Raw genomic sequence first — 16,125 nt, 5'->3', positions numbered from 1 at the left:
TGCTGCTGTTGCTGCTGTTGCTGCTGTTGCTGCTGTTGCTGCTGTTGCTGCTGTTGCTGCTGTTGCTGCTGTTGCTGCTGTTGCTGCTGTTGCTTCAGTTTCTCCTCTACAACCGACAGGTTCTTTTTCGCAGCTTCAAAGTCAGGCTTTTCTTGAATTACGTTTTTATAAAGCTCAGCCGCATCCTCAAGCTGCCCGTTCTTGGCAAGTGCGTTTGCTAAGTTGTAACGGCCATCAAGGCTTGGATTATTGGAGAATGCTTCTATCGCACTTTCGTAATCCCCAACTTGGTAGCTTGCTGCGCCTTTCCAGTTAGGATCAGTAAAGGTACTTTGGGCTTTTTCGTATTCACCTTGTTGATAAAGCTGTTCGCCTTGTTGGTTTTGATTCAAGAACGCATTTGCTTCTGCTTTCGGTGTCCAACTCATCGGTAATACGGCGGCGACCAGTACCCAAATCATGCCGCGTCGGAAGAGTAGGGCTGCAGGAATCAACAGCAGAGGTAGCAACCAGAAACCACCGTTCAAGCGAGAGTCGGTTTTTACGTCGTCATTTTGCTTGGCTGCAAGGTTGTTGCTCGCGTTATTGGTAAACGCGGCAATGTTCTCAACATCACGGTTATTGTGTTGAATTGGCACAAATAATCCGCCGGTATCCTTGGCTAACTTCTGTAAGTTTTTCAGGTTAGTCTTCGCTACCACGGTGTTGCCTTGTCGGCTCTTCATTAAAGAACCATCCGGAAGAGCAATTGGTGCGCCAGTTGATGTACCGATAGCGAGTACTGACACACGAAAGTCTTTACCGTTTAATAACGCTAACGAGCGAGACAATTCGGAGTCATCCAAATCATCTGCCAGCACGACGATGTCACCTTGATTGACACCCGCTTGAGTAAACTGGCTAAGCGCGGTTTCAATCGCTGATGGTAAGTTGGAGCCTTGATAAGGCATTAACTCAGGAGACAAGTTTTCGATGATGCCAGCGAGTGTGCTGGAATCTGTCGTCAGTGGACTTAACGTATAAGCATCGCCCGCGTACGCGACCAAACCTGTTGAGCCTTCTTTCCATTTCGGCAATAAATCCAACGCTTTATAGCGGGTTTGTGACAGGCGATTTGGCTTCACATCCGTTGCGTACATAGAGCGCGACATATCCAGAACTAACACTCGGTTTTGGCTTAGTTCAAAGCTTGGGCGAGTGTTGGATTGCCAACTTGGACCTGCTAGAGCAACACAAGCGAACGCCCATGCTAATCCCCAAATGGCGAAGTAATGCTTGGTATTCACTGAATGACCGAGCATTTTGGCTAAATGGGGCGCAATCAACGATGACTTTTTGGTTCTGTATTGGCTGTTAATCGCAAGAACGACAGGAATGACGAGCAAACCCAACAACCAATAAGGATTTAGGAAAGTAAACTCAGCCATGTTTTCTCCTTAGAACAAACAGGAACACGGAAAGCACAAGTGCAGCACCTAGTGGGTAAGGGAACCATTCCGACTGAGGACGCCAAGTTTGCGTATCGCTAGAAACTGGCTCTAGTTGATTAATGGTGTCGTAGATCGTTTCAAGTTCTTTAGCATCACGTGCTCGGAAGTATTTACCACCTGTCATCTCTGCAATCTTGGTCAGCGTTTGCTCATCAAGGTCTGAGGCGGTATTGACTTTGCGCGTCATGAAGAAGTCTTTCACCATCATTTCACCAGCGCCCACACCTACGGTGTAGATGGTTGCGTTGTATTTTTTAGCGATTTCAGCGGCTTCAAGCGGATCAAGGACACCAGCAGTATTGCTACCATCACTGAGCAAGATCATCACACGTTGTGGTGCGTCACTGTCTACAAAGGTTTTGGTGCCTAAGCCGATACCATCACCAATTGCGGTGCGCTGGCCAACCAAGCCAATGACGGTTTGATTGATCTGTTGCATCACGGTTTTACGGTCAGCGGTCAGCGGTGTTTGTAGATATGCATGATCACCAAATAGAACCACACCTAATCGATCACCTTGGCGTTTTTCTACGAAATCAGATAAGACTCTTTTGACGGCGGTTAGACGGTCTATGTATTCACCGTTGTCATTCATGTCTTCTTTCTGCATAGAGCCAGATAAGTCGACCACTAACATCATGTCACGGTATTTCGGTTGGAACTCAACCGGATCGCCGTACCAAACTGGGCGAGCACAAGCGACAACCAACAGAGCCCATACGCCAATAGACAGGAATTTTTGCACGACCTGTTTTGGTTTGTTGCTGTGTTTGTTGTCTGGCAGGTACGCCAGCTTAATTTCAGCTTGCTGAGTCTCTTCAGGGAAGAACTTATAAATCAGCCAAGGTAGGGGCAGTAACAATAATGCCCACCACCAGACAAACTCAATGTTCAACCACTGAGAGAGGCTCGAAACGAGAGTTGCCTCAGTCACGAGTTTTTGCCTTTTTCTTTGGTGGCAATGCGGTTTCAATCCAGAAAGCGCAATCATCAATTAAGGCTTGATGCTGCTCTTGACCAGACTTTTGATACAGCGCCGCTTGCCACTGTTGTTGTTTATCGACAAATCGAGTTTCTTTGGTGTAGCTATCAAGAAACTCGTACCAAGCAGAACCTGTTAATGGCGCGATTTCTTCACGAGGGAAGTAACTCAAAGCCGCTTGACGAAGAACCTCTAATGCAGAAGACGGTGTGTGTGGTGTGATCGGATTGGCCAACAATTTCAATGCGGTCTTCTTAGCCACAAGACGCTTTGTACGCCATCTTAAGTACAGTACGACGATTAAGATGGAGAGAACTACACCGCCCAGAACAGCCCACCATCCCCAAGCAAGTGGGAACCAATCAGGTGCATTCGGTAGGATTAAAGGTTCAAGGTTTAGGCTTTGATTATTCGTTGTCATTATTATTACTACTGCTTGAATGATTTGTATGTTGTTGCTTTGATTAGCTTAACTGCTGAACCAGCGGTAACCCGCTCGACAGACTGTTAAATGGAATTGCCATTGAATGACACTGCTGTTTAATGGCTTGTTGATGCTTAACGAAGTGAGACTCCAATTCTTGGCGTTCTCCTTTCGAGCCGAAGTTGAACCACTGACTTCGATGACCATCGGATGCTTTTGCTTGGCCTCGGAAGTCGGTTTCGCCTCGCTCTAAGGGATCATAGAATTGAACCGCGCGAACGCTGTTGTGTTGCTTTAACCGACGCAGTTGAACCAACTCTTTCTCTTCCACTTGAGCAAAGTCGCTCAGCAGAATGAGCTCACTGCCTTTCGGTGCCAGGTTGTGTAGCGTTTCAATTGCGCTCATGTAAGGCAGCGTACGCGTGCTGTCAGCTTGTTGATTCGTAAGCAATTGATTGTGAGTATTCACTATCGCGTCAAGAATTCTCAGCCCTTGTTTTTGAAGAGAAGAAGGGCGGAACTCAATACACTGGGAACCATCATCTATCACCGCGCCGATGCGGTCTTTCTTGGCTAACGTCAGCCAAATCAAGACGCTAGCGAAATGCGCCAGTTGAACTGACTTCAATACATATTGCGAACCAAAGTGCATGCTTGGGCTCAAGTCGATGTACAAAATCACCGCTTGCTCTTTGTCTTCAGCAAACAACTTGGTGTGCGCTTTTCCCGTTCGAGCCGTGACTCGCCAATCGATGCTGCGAATGTCATCACCCGCTTGGTATTGGCGTACTTCCATAAAGTCCATACCGCGCCCTTTTTGACGGCTGGTATGGTTACCACTCATTTGCGACCAAATACTCTGTGCTGGTGGCAACCAACGAACCGATTGAGTGCGATATTGAAGCAGCTCTTCAAGGGTTAATGTCACCCCATTCGCATGAGGTGGCAATGCATATGATGCAGACATGTCACCTACCTACGTTATGCGCTACCTACAAGATTAAGAAGCTTGTCGATAACCTGATTGGCTGTAATGCCTTCTGCCTGAGCGTGGTAGCTAAGCAATAGACGGTGGCGTAGCACAGGGTAAGCCATGGCTTGAACGTCTTCTGGTGAAACGAAGTCACGACCTGCCAACCACGCATGAGCGCGAGCACAACGGTCAAGGGCGATCGTCGCACGCGGGCTCACACCCATAGATAGCCATTTCGCAAGCTCTGAGTCGTAATCGCTTGGTTGTCGAGTCGCCATCACAAGACGAACGATGTATTGCTCAATCGCGTCTGCCATGTGAATGTTGAGCACTTCTTTGCGTGCAGTGAAAATGTCTTCTTGGCTCAAGCTTGGACGTTCAATCGTTGCTTCGCCTTTTGCCTCACCACGGTTGATGCGCAAGATAGCCAACTCGTGTTCCGCATCTGGATAATCCACATCAAGGTGTAGCAAGAAACGGTCAAGCTGCGCTTCTGGCAGCGGGTAAGTACCTTCTTGCTCAATTGGGTTTTGAGTCGCCATCACCAAAAATAGCTCTGGGAGTGCGTATGTGTTTCGTCCTGCTGTCACTTGCTTCTCAGCCATTGCTTCAAGCATCGCGGCTTGCACTTTAGCTGGCGCACGGTTGATCTCATCAGCAAGGATCAGTGAGTTGAAAATAGGACCAGACTGGAAAGTAAATTCGCCCGTTTCTGGACGGAAGATATCGGTACCTGTCAAATCGGCTGGCAGTAAGTCTGGTGTGAACTGAATACGGTGGAAATCACCTTCTACACAATCCGATAGAGATTTCACCGCACGGGTCTTGGCCAATCCTGGAGGACCTTCAACCAAGATATGCCCATCGGCAAGTAGAGCAATAAGTAACTGTTTTACCAGATCATGCTGACCAATGATCTGAGACTCTAAGTAGCTTTGAAGAGTTTCGAAGTTTGTTTTGTGCATTTTTTGGACTCTCTGGTATCCATATGATTCTTGTTTTGAGTATTGGTCACTTTCTCAAGGGGAAAAGTTCCAGTACGTCCGTGTAATTTATCTTTTCAATATTGGGGTATTGCTATGTTTTACAAGGTTCTGACGTAGTCTTCGGTGTATCGGACGTTCTAACCATACGGTAGCTCACAATGCGTGCTTGAGTGTGAGCCAAAAATTGTCATCTTCATCCGCATTTATTGAAACCGTCGCTTCTTCTGTGATGTTGTGGCCAACTTGAGTCACCAATTCAAACAAACGTACTTTTTTGCCTCCAACACTGTAGGTGTATTGAGGCACTAAGTTCACAAACCAGTCACTGCTTACTTGCCAGCGAATGAAGCTATAAAGCGTAATAATGGGTGTGTCGGGAAGCAGGCTTTGTCGTGCTCGTTTATCGTCTGTCCAAGTTGAACCATACAAGAGTGCAGGATTAATGCGTAATGTCTCAGTGACAAGAATAACTTGAATTGCCCCAAAAGAAGCACGGTTGATAGGAATTGGGTTGGTATTATTGCGCTGCGCATCGACAAACAAACCTGTCCCTGTTGGTTTATAAATAGAGAAGTGGCGTAAATGCACGGTTTCAAAGTCGTCTTTAAATTGAAGGAAACTGTTATGACCAAATGCGCTATCAGGATGATGGAAACTCAGTTGGCCAATGGCACCGTATCCATTGCTACCAGAACGGAGCCCGACAAATGAACTGAGTGCAGTAGGGTCGTCCAGTTCCGTATTACTTTCAGAGTGAGAAGTTGGTGATGCGTACACTGTTGCGACGAGAAAAACGAACAACAGCAAACACAGTAGCTTAAGAGTCATGGCTACCTCGATATCAGTCTGTATTTGAATTAGGAATGGCAGGAAGGGGGATACCTGCCATAGGAATCAAGCGAGTGGAGTAACTAACTTTGATGACAAGGGAACATCAGTTCAAAGTTGTTAGTGGTGGTATAGAAGGTTCTCGGGTAGTACTCGCGCATCACGGAGGCAATGTCTTTGTCTTGTTGGATATTTTGAATGGCATGCTCGAATTTAGGTGAGGCAAGCATATGACGAATTTGAACTATTGATGCATCTTTATCTACAATCCCATCTCCATCATCAGCCATTGGAAGCCAACCAATACCACATTGAGTAAAAGCATTGCGAGGCCTGTCTGATTTGCGACTTACGGCAATGGTATAGTAACCATCTTTGTCGACGGGGATGCGCTCGTCGTATAGGCAATCGTTGACTTTGGTAACCGCAAAACCTTTGTTCGAACATACCGACCAGTAACGCAATTCACCTCCAGTCATCTGTTTATCGCCATGAAACGTTTTCGGGGTTATTGGAGCTTTTGCGCGCAAAACATACACAGGACCATGTTTACGATTCACTACGGTTCTAATGTAGTTATTGTCTAAGTTTGGATAGAAACCACCTGAACTACGACGCGCCTCAGGATTGATCTTCCCCGTGTAGATGCCAAGCAAGCTCTGACGATCTAACTGAATATGCCAAGTAGAAGGGTTCGTCGCGGGGAATCCTGCTGGCTTATTTGGTTGGGTGACCAGTTTACGATATTTCTCGACAGGTATTCCAAGGGCGTTGAGTTGTGCCTTTAAGGGTTGGGCACTATTCAAAGCTGCACACGCTTCAGAACCACGCAGCTCTTTACCAGAGGCAAGGGTTAGGATGGGTTTAGGTAAGGATACGTTTGCGGTTCCATCGCTATTTTCGTCTTTGGCGTAAATTCGATAAATCAGCACTTGCTGATTCGCAGAAGATTTTGGTGCATGCAGTTGGTCTGACTCGACTCCCTCACGAATTTGTCCTGCGGTGTAATCGTCTTTGGGTTCGTAATCGAGCACATTTACAGCATAGTTTCTGAAAACGCTATCCCTTTGGCTTCCTTCACGAAAAGGGTTCACGTTACTTTGGCTTGGCTTAATCATGTAATCTGGAAGAGATTGAACCGGCCTTCCTCGATCATCATAGCTAATCAGTGACATGTATCGAGCATGGGGAAATTGACCTTCTAGCTTCAGTTTCGCCCCTTTAGGTACGGTAAATGCTGCTCCCCAATATTTTACCGCGGCATCAGGGTAGGCAACGTTAATGTAAGGATCGGCTGAAACTGGCCCATAACGAAAGAAACAAGTTCTTTCTCCGGGAATACCCTCAAAGGTGTCGCTCGCAACAGAAGTTGCCGTCCAAATCGCAATGGTAAAATACATTGCTGTGATGGCGGTCGTACGTATCCATCGGCTTAGAGTTGTTACGCATGGCATTAGCATAATTAAATCCTCGTCCCACAACCTTGTGGTTTTTCTCTGGTATTTTTATTCGATTAATTGTTAGTCTTTCTGTAACAATTAATTAACAACGTATCAGAGGTAGGATTCGAACAATGTCTAAAATCTTACAATCTCACTTGAGTCATTCATTGAGCCAAGAAGATCCCATTGTGTTTACTGACCAAGTACTGCATGCAGATCCGACGTTGGCAGAGTTGGATAGAAAGGCAGTGGACGAAATGGTACTCGCAGCTAGAGTTGAGAGTTATAAAGTGCCTACTTTGCTAAATTCAGCCCACACCAAGGTAGATACCATGCGCCTTGTTGTGTCCGGTCATATCGAGCTGGTGAGTTGTAATGCAAATGGGGAAGAGGCCTGCATTGCGATTTTAGGTCCAGGAAGTTGGTTGACGTGGCTAGGCTGTTTTGAAGACCAACCAACAAAACATGATTTTTACTCTACTTCTGATACGCTCACCATCGCTATACCAGTGAAGAAAATGCGCGATATCGCATCGCGTTATCCTCAACTTTATCAAATCGCAATCCATGAAATCAGCGTCCGTTTCAGGCTTTTGATGGAGTGGACCACAGAATCCGTGTTGCTAAAAAATGAGTATCGAGTCGCTAAATTGATTGCGTTGGTTAGTCGATTGAATACGTCTAGAGGGCACAACGCTCCTATTTTATACACTCAAGATAAATTAGCTCACCTTTCAAGGTGTTCACGCCAGACATTAAGTCGTTCACTACAACAGTTGGCTAAACAAGGAATCATCAGCATTGGCTATCGTCGAATCGATATTATTAATGGCGAAAAGTTGGACGATTTTATTCGCTCCGGACTGCCCAATTGATGATGTTAAGTTCATGATCAAAAGAAAGAAATTTTAGCTGAGATTGATTAATGTCACGCATTTAAGTTTCCATTGCATTTTAATTGCATACATTTGTGAGAAATTTCTCTAGTTTTGTAGGGGAAGGTCGATATAAGTTTCAAGCCGTGCATAGCGAGTTGTTATGCATCCAGTTTTATCCTGTTTAGAATACAGATAACGAGTGATTCTTTTTAAAGGTCCAGATATGTTGAAACTTAACTCCCTGAGTATCAAACAGAAGGTTGTCATCGGTATTACTTTTGCCGTGCTCGCTTCTACCATCATTGTCGGTGTCATGGCACAGCGACACGCACGTGAAGTGCTAAGTCATCGCTTAATCGATATTGAATTACCTGCAATGTTGCAGCAGATTAATACTGAAATTGACCGTGAAGTTGTACAAATGCAGCAAGCGGCAAAGCAACTTGCCACGAACGAATTCGTCATTGAAGCGCTCTCGACGACAGATCGCAACCCAATGGTAGAAGCGCAACTCGTTCAACAGCTTAACAATGTGAAGTCCCAATATCAGTTGAACGACGCTTCGGTAGCAAACAGACAAACAGCATATTACTGGAACCAAAACGGTTTCTTACGCCAGCTTAATCGTTCGCAAGATGCGTGGTTCTTTGGTTTTACTTCTTCTGGTCAAGACACTTCGGTAAGCGTTTTCCAAGAAGCGAATGGCGATGTGAAAATGTTCACTAACTACCAAGATGTGAATGGCGTATCGATGTCAGGTCTGTCTAAGTCGATGGATGATATGGTGTCGCTATTGAATGGCTTTAAGATTGAGAAAACAGGCTATGTTTTTCTAACCAACAGCAAAGGTGATATCCAGATCCACCGTCAGCAAGGCAAAAACAAAACCTCTATTAGCCAATTGTTTGGACGTGAAGCTTCTCAGCTACTTAACAAAGGTCACTTCAATCTAGTGACAACAGAGTTTGAAGGCCAAGACATGTTCGTGTCTAGCTTGTATGTGCCTTCGATGGATTGGTTTGTTGTTGGTGTTGTACCTGTCGATGAAGTGTTTGCGGATCTTGATGCAACTGCAGAGAAAATGTTGTTCACAACAGCGATCGTCGCGCTGATCTTCATCGCAATGGGCGTTCTGTTAGCAAACAGCATTACTAACCCAATTCGCCAAATTGCAGACCGATTTACCGATCTTGGTGAAGGTGAGGGCGATCTTGCTCAACGTATTGAAATCAAGGGTAACGACGAGATCGCTCAGCTATCAAAAGGCTTTAATGGCTTTATTGAGAAGATCCACGCAACCATGAAAGAAGTGTCTCTAACCAGTGGTGCGTTAAGTGAGGCTGCGGATAGTGTTTCTAGCAAAGCGACTTCAACTCATGACAACAGCCAAGAACAACGTGACCAAACGATCCAAGTCGTGACCGCAATTAACCAAATGGGTGCGACGATCAGCGAGATTGCTTCAAACGCAGCAACAGCGGCAGATACTGCAAACCAAGCATCTGACAACACGCAGACAGGTCGCCAAGTCGTGACGCAAGCGAAGGAAGTGATTAGTCGTCTTGCTGATGACGTAGAAACGACCAGCATGGTAGTGACGCAACTGGCAACCACAACCAAAGACATTGGCTCTATTCTGGATGTGATTCGCGATATCTCTGAGCAAACCAACTTACTTGCGTTGAATGCGGCAATTGAAGCAGCACGCGCAGGTGAGCAAGGGCGAGGTTTTGCGGTGGTAGCAGATGAAGTGCGTAATCTAGCATCTCGTACTGCTGATTCAACGGAAGAGATTCAGAAGATGATCAACCAACTTCAAAGTGATGCTCAAGACGCAGTGACCGCGATGGAAGCTGGTAAAGCGGTAACGTTTGAAGGTGTGGCATCAACAGATGAAGCGGTTGATGTACTGATGAATATTTCTGAGCGTATTGCGGATATTTCAGATAGAAACACCCAAGTTGCGACAGCGACAGAAGAGCAATCGACAGTGGTGCACACTATCAACCAAAACATTGAAGAAATTAACGCTATCAATGAGATGACAACAGCAACAGCAGAAGAACTGGCTGGAGCAAGCCGAGATCTACAAGAGCTGTCATCTCGCCTAGATAAGATGGTTGGTAGCTTCAAGCTGTAGAGTTGGATAGAATAGGGCTAGTTTACAAGTTTAATGACTCGATATTTTAGGTAAGTACTATGAATGATTTCGAAAAAGAACTAGAACTGATCTCACAAGAAGCTGGTGACGAACCAGAGGTTAAGCTGCCATCTCTTGAAGAACAACAGGAAATCGTAGCAGAGCTTAAAAAGCTAGAGGCTGAAGGAAAGCTGACACCAGAAATCCTTGAGCAATACTTTGGTAAGTTCAATCAGAAAAGTTCGGTGCCAGTGCACTAATAAAGAGGGAGTTTCATACTCCCTTTTTTAATACCCGCCATTTAACTCATGCCTTGCAACTATTTACTAATCAATAAGTTATTAGTTGTTACTACTTTTTTTCATACTTGACAATGCTGCCGCTCTAACTAAATCTATTGCTTATTTCAATCAAAATAACTAAAGGGCAGCGAACAAGATGGAGCATCAAAATACAAGGAACGTGATCTTAATAACTGAGGACAGCTTACAGTCCTCTTTATTGAAGGATGTGCTCGAAACGAAGCTCAGCATCAACGTAAGTCTAATCGCACCTGAAAAGCTTGCTGCCCAAGCAGAGTTGCAAAATCCCGCCTCAGCAATCGTGTTGGACTACAGTGTGATTACCGATGAAGTGTTCTCTCACTACATGGAATTTAAGAAAGCTACATTTAAAGACACTATTGAGGTCTTGATAAACTGTGACAAGTCTATTTCTACGGAAGAGTTATTTGTATGGCAAACGCTCGCGGGAATATTCTACACATCGGATGACATAAGCACTCTTCAAGTTGGAATTGGTAAAGTATTACAAGGTGACATGTGGTTTAGCCGCAAGTTTTCTCAACAGTACATTACTCATCTACGTAGACACAGCAGACCACTTAATAAGAACGTTCCCGCAATTTTAACTAAAAGAGAACAGCAAATAATTACCTTCTTATCAATGGGTGCTTCGAATCAACAGATCGCAGAACAGTTATTTGTGAGTGAAAATACTGTAAAAACACATCTTCATAATATTTTTAAGAAGATTGACGTGAAAAATAGAGTGCAAGCATTAATTTGGGCTAAAGAGAATATGTCTGATCTTTCGATTGCCGTATAATAAATATGGTTATTTCAATCGATTTCATAATCTTTGCGACTTATATCTAATATAATTATCTCGTTCTAAAAAAGTGTTTCTTTTATGAGAAACACTTTTTTTGTTTATGATCTTAACGAAATTGCAATTTAAAAAAGTAGCAAATAACTCTACTCTATCGGCTAGCACTTAGATATGAGTTCAAATACTTATAACTAGTTATTAATCTAAAATATTTAGTCAATAAAAGTATGAGAAACATTATGGGACAGTATAAAGAAAAACCTGAAATCCTAATGATCACTCAACAAAGTCTGCAGAGTGAGAACTTCAAGGAGATGCTTTCAAAAAACACAGATACCAAGATTACGATTATCGATAGCAAAAATCCAAGCTATCATGAACTCATTCCAGAACAATATTTCCTGTTGGTAGATTTTTCAGTAGATACGCCATCTGATACTTTAGTTTATTTAAAGGATAGCGATAAAGTATTAGGTACTATTATGCTCAATTTAGGGCATGAGTTGGATACATCGGAGTTAGCTTCTTGGCCCAATGTTAAAGGTATTTTTGGTCCAAGTGATTCTATGGAGAAATTATGCCAAGGCTTAAGTGCAATTATAGGAGGAGAGAATTGGCTATCGCGTCGTTTGCTTGATCAACTTGTCAATTATTATAAAGGCAAAGAAGCGAGTCATATTATTGATCCAACTATAGAGGTAGAGCTCACGCGAAGAGAGGTTCAAGTTTTACAGATGCTTAAAGAAGGCGGATCAAATATGGAAATTGCCGACTCTTTATTTATCAGCGAGCATACTATTAAATCTCACCTTTACAACATATTTCGAAAAATAGAAGTCAAAAACCGAACGCAAGCCACTAGTTGGGCGAGAAGAAACCTGTAGTACTAGATTTAACCTTATGTTTTAAATGCCTTTTATATCTAAAAGTACCAGTTTTTAATGTGCTAATAATATTGTTAGTTTGAAATATCAATCCATATTCAAACTTGTTCCTATGCTTTTGTTTATTAGACTTCCGGTGTCTGTAGGAAGTTAAGCAGGCGTGAAATAAAGGTCTATTCAAATAGAAAGCCAAGAGGGACATAAAATGAGCACAAATGACACTTACTATGGTGACGCGGGTGATAACCATCAGGTCGCTGACTTTGACGGTGGCAATGACGTATTTATCGGTTTTGGTGGCAACGATTCTTTCGTTGGTGGCGGTGGTAACGACTTCGTTGTCGGTGGTGAGGGAAATGACCGTCTAACTGGTGGTGCAGGTGACGACATTCTAATGGCTGGCACAGGTAACGACTACCTCGGTGGTGGTACGGGTAGTGATTTATTGCTCGGTTTGCTAGGTGACAACAAGCTAAACGGTGGTACAGGCGATGACCTACTGGTTGCTGGTTCTGGCGACAATGTAATGGTTGGTGGTAGTGGCGCAGACAAGTTTATCTTTACCGACAAATTTGGCGGTCATGGGGAAGCGAAAGTCGTTGATTTCACTATTGGTGAAGATTCACTGCATATCATCAGCGACTCTGTAACATCATATGCTGATCTGAGCTTTACTTATGACGCTAAAGGCAATGCTGTCTTTACTGATGGCGCGGATCTAACGGTCAAATTGCTTGGTGTTACGCAAGAGGACATCAACTCATACGGCAGCGACTTATTCATTATCTAAGTCACCTTTTTGGGCGCTAGCGAGTCTAGCGCCTAATGTATAAAAATATGTGGAAATAATCGTGCAACAAACGGTTTTCAAAGAAGTTAGACAAAAACTATGCACGCTCATAGGCTTGCTGGTTGGTTTTAGTTTATTCATAAATTTATTAGTACTTGCTATTCCTCTGTACATGCTCCAAGTGTACAACCGCGTTATCTCTTCCTATTCAATCGATACACTTTTCTTGCTGACCGTTATTGTCCTTGCGGCACTACTTACTATGTCTTTGATAGATATTGCTCGTGCGCAAATGAGTAAGTCATTTGGCTATTGGCTGGATGCAAAACTGTCGGCATTTATGCTCAAGCGTAGTATCCAATATCAAACTCATACCGGTAAAAGTTACACATCCCAAGTATTGAGGGATATACAAAACATTAAGAGTTTTTTAAGTAGTCAGGCACCTTATCCTTTGTTGGACGCGCCTTGGACGCCTGTTTTTATCCTTTTCGTTTATTTGCTGCATCCTGTTTTAGGTCACATTGCTTTAGGCGGTTCGATTGTTCTGTTTAGCCTTGGAATCATCAATGAATTAGTGACAAGAAAGGTGTTACAAGAGAGTGAAGTTCGCTCAATTTCGCATATCAATCACGCTGAAATCGCCACTCAAAACGCAAACTCGATTGTCGCAATGGGGATGATGAATGCGTTTCTAGAGCGATGGCACGCGAAAGCAAACGAATCCAACTTGTTAGAGCAGACGGTAGCGGGGAAGTCGATCTATCTCGCTAATTTTTCTAAGTTTGTTCGTGGCTCGTTGCAAATATGCTTGTTAGGAGGAGGTGCATGGTTGGTGATCCAGCACGAGATTACTGCAGGCGCCATGATTGCCAGTTCCATTTTGATGAGCAGAGCGTTATCGCCAATGGAACAAGCCATAGGAACATGGCGCAGTGCGATGTCTGCTAGGAATGCTTATAAGCGGTTGTGGGAAATTGATAGGATCGTTAAACAAGATGAATCGGACATGCCCCTGCCTCGTCCGAAAGGACATTTTGAATTTACGGGTTTAGCTTATCGTCACCCTGGCGCGACAGAGCCTGTTTTATCATCCATCTCTTTATCAATCCCTCCCGGTGTCTCCGTGGGGGTAATTGGTCCCTCTGGTACAGGAAAGTCGACCTTTGCAAGACTGCTTCTCGGTAACATCAAACCGCTCGCGGGCAAGGTTACTCTAGATGGGATGGAGGTTTCTTCGTGGGCTTCTGAAGATAGAGGAGCCCACTTTGGTTATCTCGCGCAAGAAGTGGAACTGTTTCCGGGGACGATTAGAGATAACATCGCGCGATTTAAAGATGAAGACCCTGCAAAAGTCATTCATGCCGCTCAGTTAGCCGGTTGTCACGAGCTTATCCTTAAGAAAAACAAAGGCTATGATTTTGTCATTGGCGAAAATGGACGTGGATTGTCAGGTGGAGAGCGTCAGCGCATTGCTCTGGCTCGCGCCGTTTACGGCAATCCATCCGTTGTTGTATTCGATGAAGCCAACGCGAACCTTGATGGAGAAGGCGAAGCATCATATCAGCGTTTAATCGCGCACCTTAAGTCAGAAGGGGCCACTGTCATCGTGATTGCTCATAACCCAAGTACGTTGCGCCAAATGGACCGATTACTGTATCTCGCTGAAGGTCGCGTCAAATTGTATGGAGTGAGAGATGAGGTGTTAAAGCGCCTAATGGGAGAAGAAAGAACAGATATACCGAGGGTGCGAAATGAGCAATCAACTGCCAACCGATAACAAACTGACGGCGGAAAGCGTTTTCCGTTTTATGCCAACGGCCGAGCTTAAACTTAAAGGTCCCATTCTACTTGGTGTGTTGACGTTAAGTTTATTCTTGGGTGGACTAGGCTACTGGGCGGCTACCTCAAAGCTAGAGAGTGCTGCTATCGCTTACGGTGATTTATCTGTATTGAGTAAGCGCCAAGAGATTCAACATTTGGAAGGTGGCATTATTGAAAAGCTTTACGTTCAAGAAGGTGACTTGGTAGAAAAAGGACAGTTGCTTATCCAGCTTTCGAAGCGTCAAGCAAATGCAAAATTAGATTCTCTTGGTGGTCAGTACATTCATACTCTAGCCAAAGAAAATCGATTGAATGCCGAACTCGATGAATTACTGGAGATTAACTGGGCGCAAGATATTGAGACGATTAAAAACGCAGAGATTGTTGCTGAGGCGAAATCAGTACAACGTAAGATCTTTGAGGCGAGAAAGCGCTTTTTCGACAGCAAACTAAACATCATTGCGCAGAGCATCTCAGGCGCGAATTTGGAATTGGATAACCTCAATGCAACGAAAGTAATCGAACGCGAGCGCTTGAAATTCATTGAGGAAGAGATTGCCAGTAATCAGGCGTTAGTGCAAAAAGGCTTTTCAGGAAAATCTGCTTTACTTCAACTTAAACGTCTTGCCGCAGAAGTCCGCAGTACGCTCAGCCAATTGGACCGTCAATCTTTGACCGTGGCCAAGCGATTAGATGAAAACCAAGCAAAAATCGAAGAATTGAAACTAGAGCGACTCAATCAAATTGTCGAAGAGTTGCGTAACACCAAGACAGAGCTTGTTTCGATCAAAGAGGAGTACGGCTCTGCAAAAGATGTCGTCGCAAGAACAGCGATTGTCGCTCCAATCTCCGGTCGAGTAGTGAACATGCAAGTGTTTACTGAAAAGGGGGTGATTGGCTCGGGGGAAACCTTGCTTGAGCTCGTTCCTCAAGATGACAAGTTGCTGGTGGAGGCGCGTGTGAGTCCACAAGACATCGATTTGATTACGCCAGGTCAGCATGCTCAAGTTCGTTTAACGGCTTTGAATGCAAGAACGCTAGCACCTCTCGATGGCACCGTATTAACTATCTCCGCGGATAAGCTCTCAGAGCAAAACCAAGATGACTTTTATCTTGCCCGTATTGCTTTGGCTCAAGAGGACGTTGCCAAGCATCGACTGACTTCTGGTATGAACGCTGAAGTGTTGATTCTATCAGAGCCACGAACACCGCTGAGTTACCTTGTTAAACCATTAACCGAGAGTATGAATCGCGCATTCCGAGAAGACTAACGGATAACTTCTGTTTGAAATCTCGTCATTGAACGCACGTAAATTACGTAAATAAATGATCCATTAACGAGGTCACATTTTGTGAGATTGGGATGTGTTTTGA

The 16,125-nt window shown here is 44.3% G+C and carries 15 protein-coding genes; 8 read left to right on the top strand and 7 right to left on the bottom strand.

Annotated elements, in window-relative coordinates; translation table 11 throughout:
- The 7 genes from KIT90_RS15810 to KIT90_RS15780 form a co-directional block, all read right to left on the bottom strand.
- On the bottom strand, window positions 1-1,427 hold a 1,427-nt coding region (locus KIT90_RS15810), incomplete at its 3' end, for a VWA domain-containing protein (RefSeq protein WP_285377456.1).
- Window positions 1,420-2,424, bottom strand: a complete 1,005-nt coding sequence (locus KIT90_RS15805; protein ID WP_009704930.1) for a VWA domain-containing protein — start codon at window positions 2,422-2,424, stop codon at window positions 1,420-1,422. The genes KIT90_RS15810 and KIT90_RS15805, both read right to left, overlap by 8 nt.
- A complete protein-coding gene (locus tag KIT90_RS15800; protein WP_039839969.1) occupies window positions 2,417-2,893 on the bottom strand; it encodes a DUF4381 domain-containing protein in 477 nt (158 codons plus the stop codon). The genes KIT90_RS15805 and KIT90_RS15800 overlap by 8 nt, the downstream gene beginning before the upstream one ends.
- A 43-nt stretch (window positions 2,894-2,936) precedes the next feature.
- Entirely contained in the window at window positions 2,937-3,863 is a 927-nt protein-coding gene (locus KIT90_RS15795; RefSeq protein WP_285377454.1) for a DUF58 domain-containing protein, read from the bottom strand.
- A gap of 14 nt (window positions 3,864-3,877) precedes the next feature.
- Entirely contained in the window at window positions 3,878-4,834 is a 957-nt protein-coding gene (locus KIT90_RS15790) for a MoxR family ATPase (protein ID WP_005432145.1), read from the bottom strand.
- A 174-nt stretch (window positions 4,835-5,008) separates the two neighbouring features.
- A complete protein-coding gene (locus KIT90_RS15785) occupies window positions 5,009-5,683 on the bottom strand; it encodes a hypothetical protein (protein ID WP_285377452.1) in 675 nt (224 codons plus the stop codon).
- Between the two features lie 83 nt (window positions 5,684-5,766).
- The gene (locus tag KIT90_RS15780; RefSeq protein ID WP_171370795.1) at window positions 5,767-7,143 is read right to left on the bottom strand and encodes a hypothetical protein; all 1,377 of its coding nucleotides are present in this window, start codon (window positions 7,141-7,143) and stop codon (window positions 5,767-5,769) included.
- A gap of 113 nt (window positions 7,144-7,256) precedes the next feature.
- On the opposite strand from KIT90_RS15780, the gene KIT90_RS15775 reads away from it, so the two are divergent.
- From KIT90_RS15775 to KIT90_RS15740, 8 genes are all read left to right on the top strand, one after another.
- Window positions 7,257-8,000, top strand: coding sequence for a Crp/Fnr family transcriptional regulator (locus KIT90_RS15775; RefSeq protein ID WP_171370796.1), 744 nt, complete (start codon window positions 7,257-7,259; stop codon window positions 7,998-8,000).
- Between the two features lie 226 nt (window positions 8,001-8,226).
- Window positions 8,227-10,143, top strand: coding sequence for a methyl-accepting chemotaxis protein (locus KIT90_RS15770; RefSeq protein WP_038893430.1), 1,917 nt, complete (start codon window positions 8,227-8,229; stop codon window positions 10,141-10,143).
- A 59-nt stretch (window positions 10,144-10,202) separates the two neighbouring features.
- Window positions 10,203-10,403: a chromosome segregation ATPase gene (locus KIT90_RS15765; protein WP_009704926.1), complete on the top strand. Its 201-nt coding sequence runs from the start codon at window positions 10,203-10,205 to the stop codon at window positions 10,401-10,403.
- 178 nt (window positions 10,404-10,581) lie between these two features.
- Window positions 10,582-11,250, top strand: a complete 669-nt coding sequence (locus KIT90_RS15760) for a LuxR C-terminal-related transcriptional regulator (protein WP_009704925.1) — start codon at window positions 10,582-10,584, stop codon at window positions 11,248-11,250.
- Window positions 11,251-11,480: 230 nt separating this feature from the next.
- Window positions 11,481-12,137: a LuxR C-terminal-related transcriptional regulator gene (locus KIT90_RS15755; RefSeq protein ID WP_038893431.1), complete on the top strand. Its 657-nt coding sequence runs from the start codon at window positions 11,481-11,483 to the stop codon at window positions 12,135-12,137.
- 205 nt (window positions 12,138-12,342) lie between these two features.
- Window positions 12,343-12,927, top strand: coding sequence for a calcium-binding protein (locus KIT90_RS15750; RefSeq protein ID WP_009704923.1), 585 nt, complete (start codon window positions 12,343-12,345; stop codon window positions 12,925-12,927).
- A gap of 61 nt (window positions 12,928-12,988) precedes the next feature.
- Window positions 12,989-14,707 (top strand): type I secretion system permease/ATPase, encoded by a 1,719-nt coding sequence (locus KIT90_RS15745; RefSeq protein WP_270050373.1) that lies wholly within the window; start codon window positions 12,989-12,991, stop codon window positions 14,705-14,707.
- The gene (locus KIT90_RS15740; RefSeq protein ID WP_285377447.1) at window positions 14,682-16,022 is read left to right on the top strand and encodes an HlyD family type I secretion periplasmic adaptor subunit; all 1,341 of its coding nucleotides are present in this window, start codon (window positions 14,682-14,684) and stop codon (window positions 16,020-16,022) included. The genes KIT90_RS15745 and KIT90_RS15740 overlap by 26 nt, the downstream gene beginning before the upstream one ends.
- Window positions 16,023-16,125 lie beyond the last annotated feature (103 nt).

Source organism: Vibrio sp. B172a (assembly GCF_030248355.1).
Classification (GTDB): domain Bacteria; phylum Pseudomonadota; class Gammaproteobacteria; order Enterobacterales; family Vibrionaceae; genus Vibrio; species Vibrio owensii.
The sequence above is the reverse complement of the archived record's forward strand: the minus strand, read 5'-3'. Positions and strand labels throughout refer to the sequence as shown.

Bases quoted from the DNA above. Each gene is read 5' to 3' on its own strand.
- KIT90_RS15800 (WP_039839969.1), bottom strand. From the start codon at position 2,893: ATGACAACGAATAATCAAAGCCTAAACCTTGAACCTTTAATCCTACCG.
- KIT90_RS15795 (WP_285377454.1), bottom strand. From the start codon at position 3,863: ATGTCTGCATCATATGCATTGCCACCTCATGCGAATGGGGTGACATTA.
- KIT90_RS15790 (WP_005432145.1), bottom strand. From the start codon at position 4,834: ATGCACAAAACAAACTTCGAAACTCTTCAAAGCTACTTAGAGTCTCAG.
- KIT90_RS15785 (WP_285377452.1), bottom strand. From the start codon at position 5,683: ATGACTCTTAAGCTACTGTGTTTGCTGTTGTTCGTTTTTCTCGTCGCA.
- KIT90_RS15780 (WP_171370795.1), bottom strand. From the start codon at position 7,143: ATGCTAATGCCATGCGTAACAACTCTAAGCCGATGGATACGTACGACC.
- KIT90_RS15775 (WP_171370796.1), top strand. From the start codon at position 7,257: ATGTCTAAAATCTTACAATCTCACTTGAGTCATTCATTGAGCCAAGAA.
- KIT90_RS15770 (WP_038893430.1), top strand. From the start codon at position 8,227: ATGTTGAAACTTAACTCCCTGAGTATCAAACAGAAGGTTGTCATCGGT.
- KIT90_RS15765 (WP_009704926.1), top strand. From the start codon at position 10,203: ATGAATGATTTCGAAAAAGAACTAGAACTGATCTCACAAGAAGCTGGT.
- KIT90_RS15760 (WP_009704925.1), top strand. From the start codon at position 10,582: ATGGAGCATCAAAATACAAGGAACGTGATCTTAATAACTGAGGACAGC.
- KIT90_RS15755 (WP_038893431.1), top strand. From the start codon at position 11,481: ATGAGAAACATTATGGGACAGTATAAAGAAAAACCTGAAATCCTAATG.
- KIT90_RS15750 (WP_009704923.1), top strand. From the start codon at position 12,343: ATGAGCACAAATGACACTTACTATGGTGACGCGGGTGATAACCATCAG.
- KIT90_RS15740 (WP_285377447.1), top strand. From the start codon at position 14,682: ATGAGCAATCAACTGCCAACCGATAACAAACTGACGGCGGAAAGCGTT.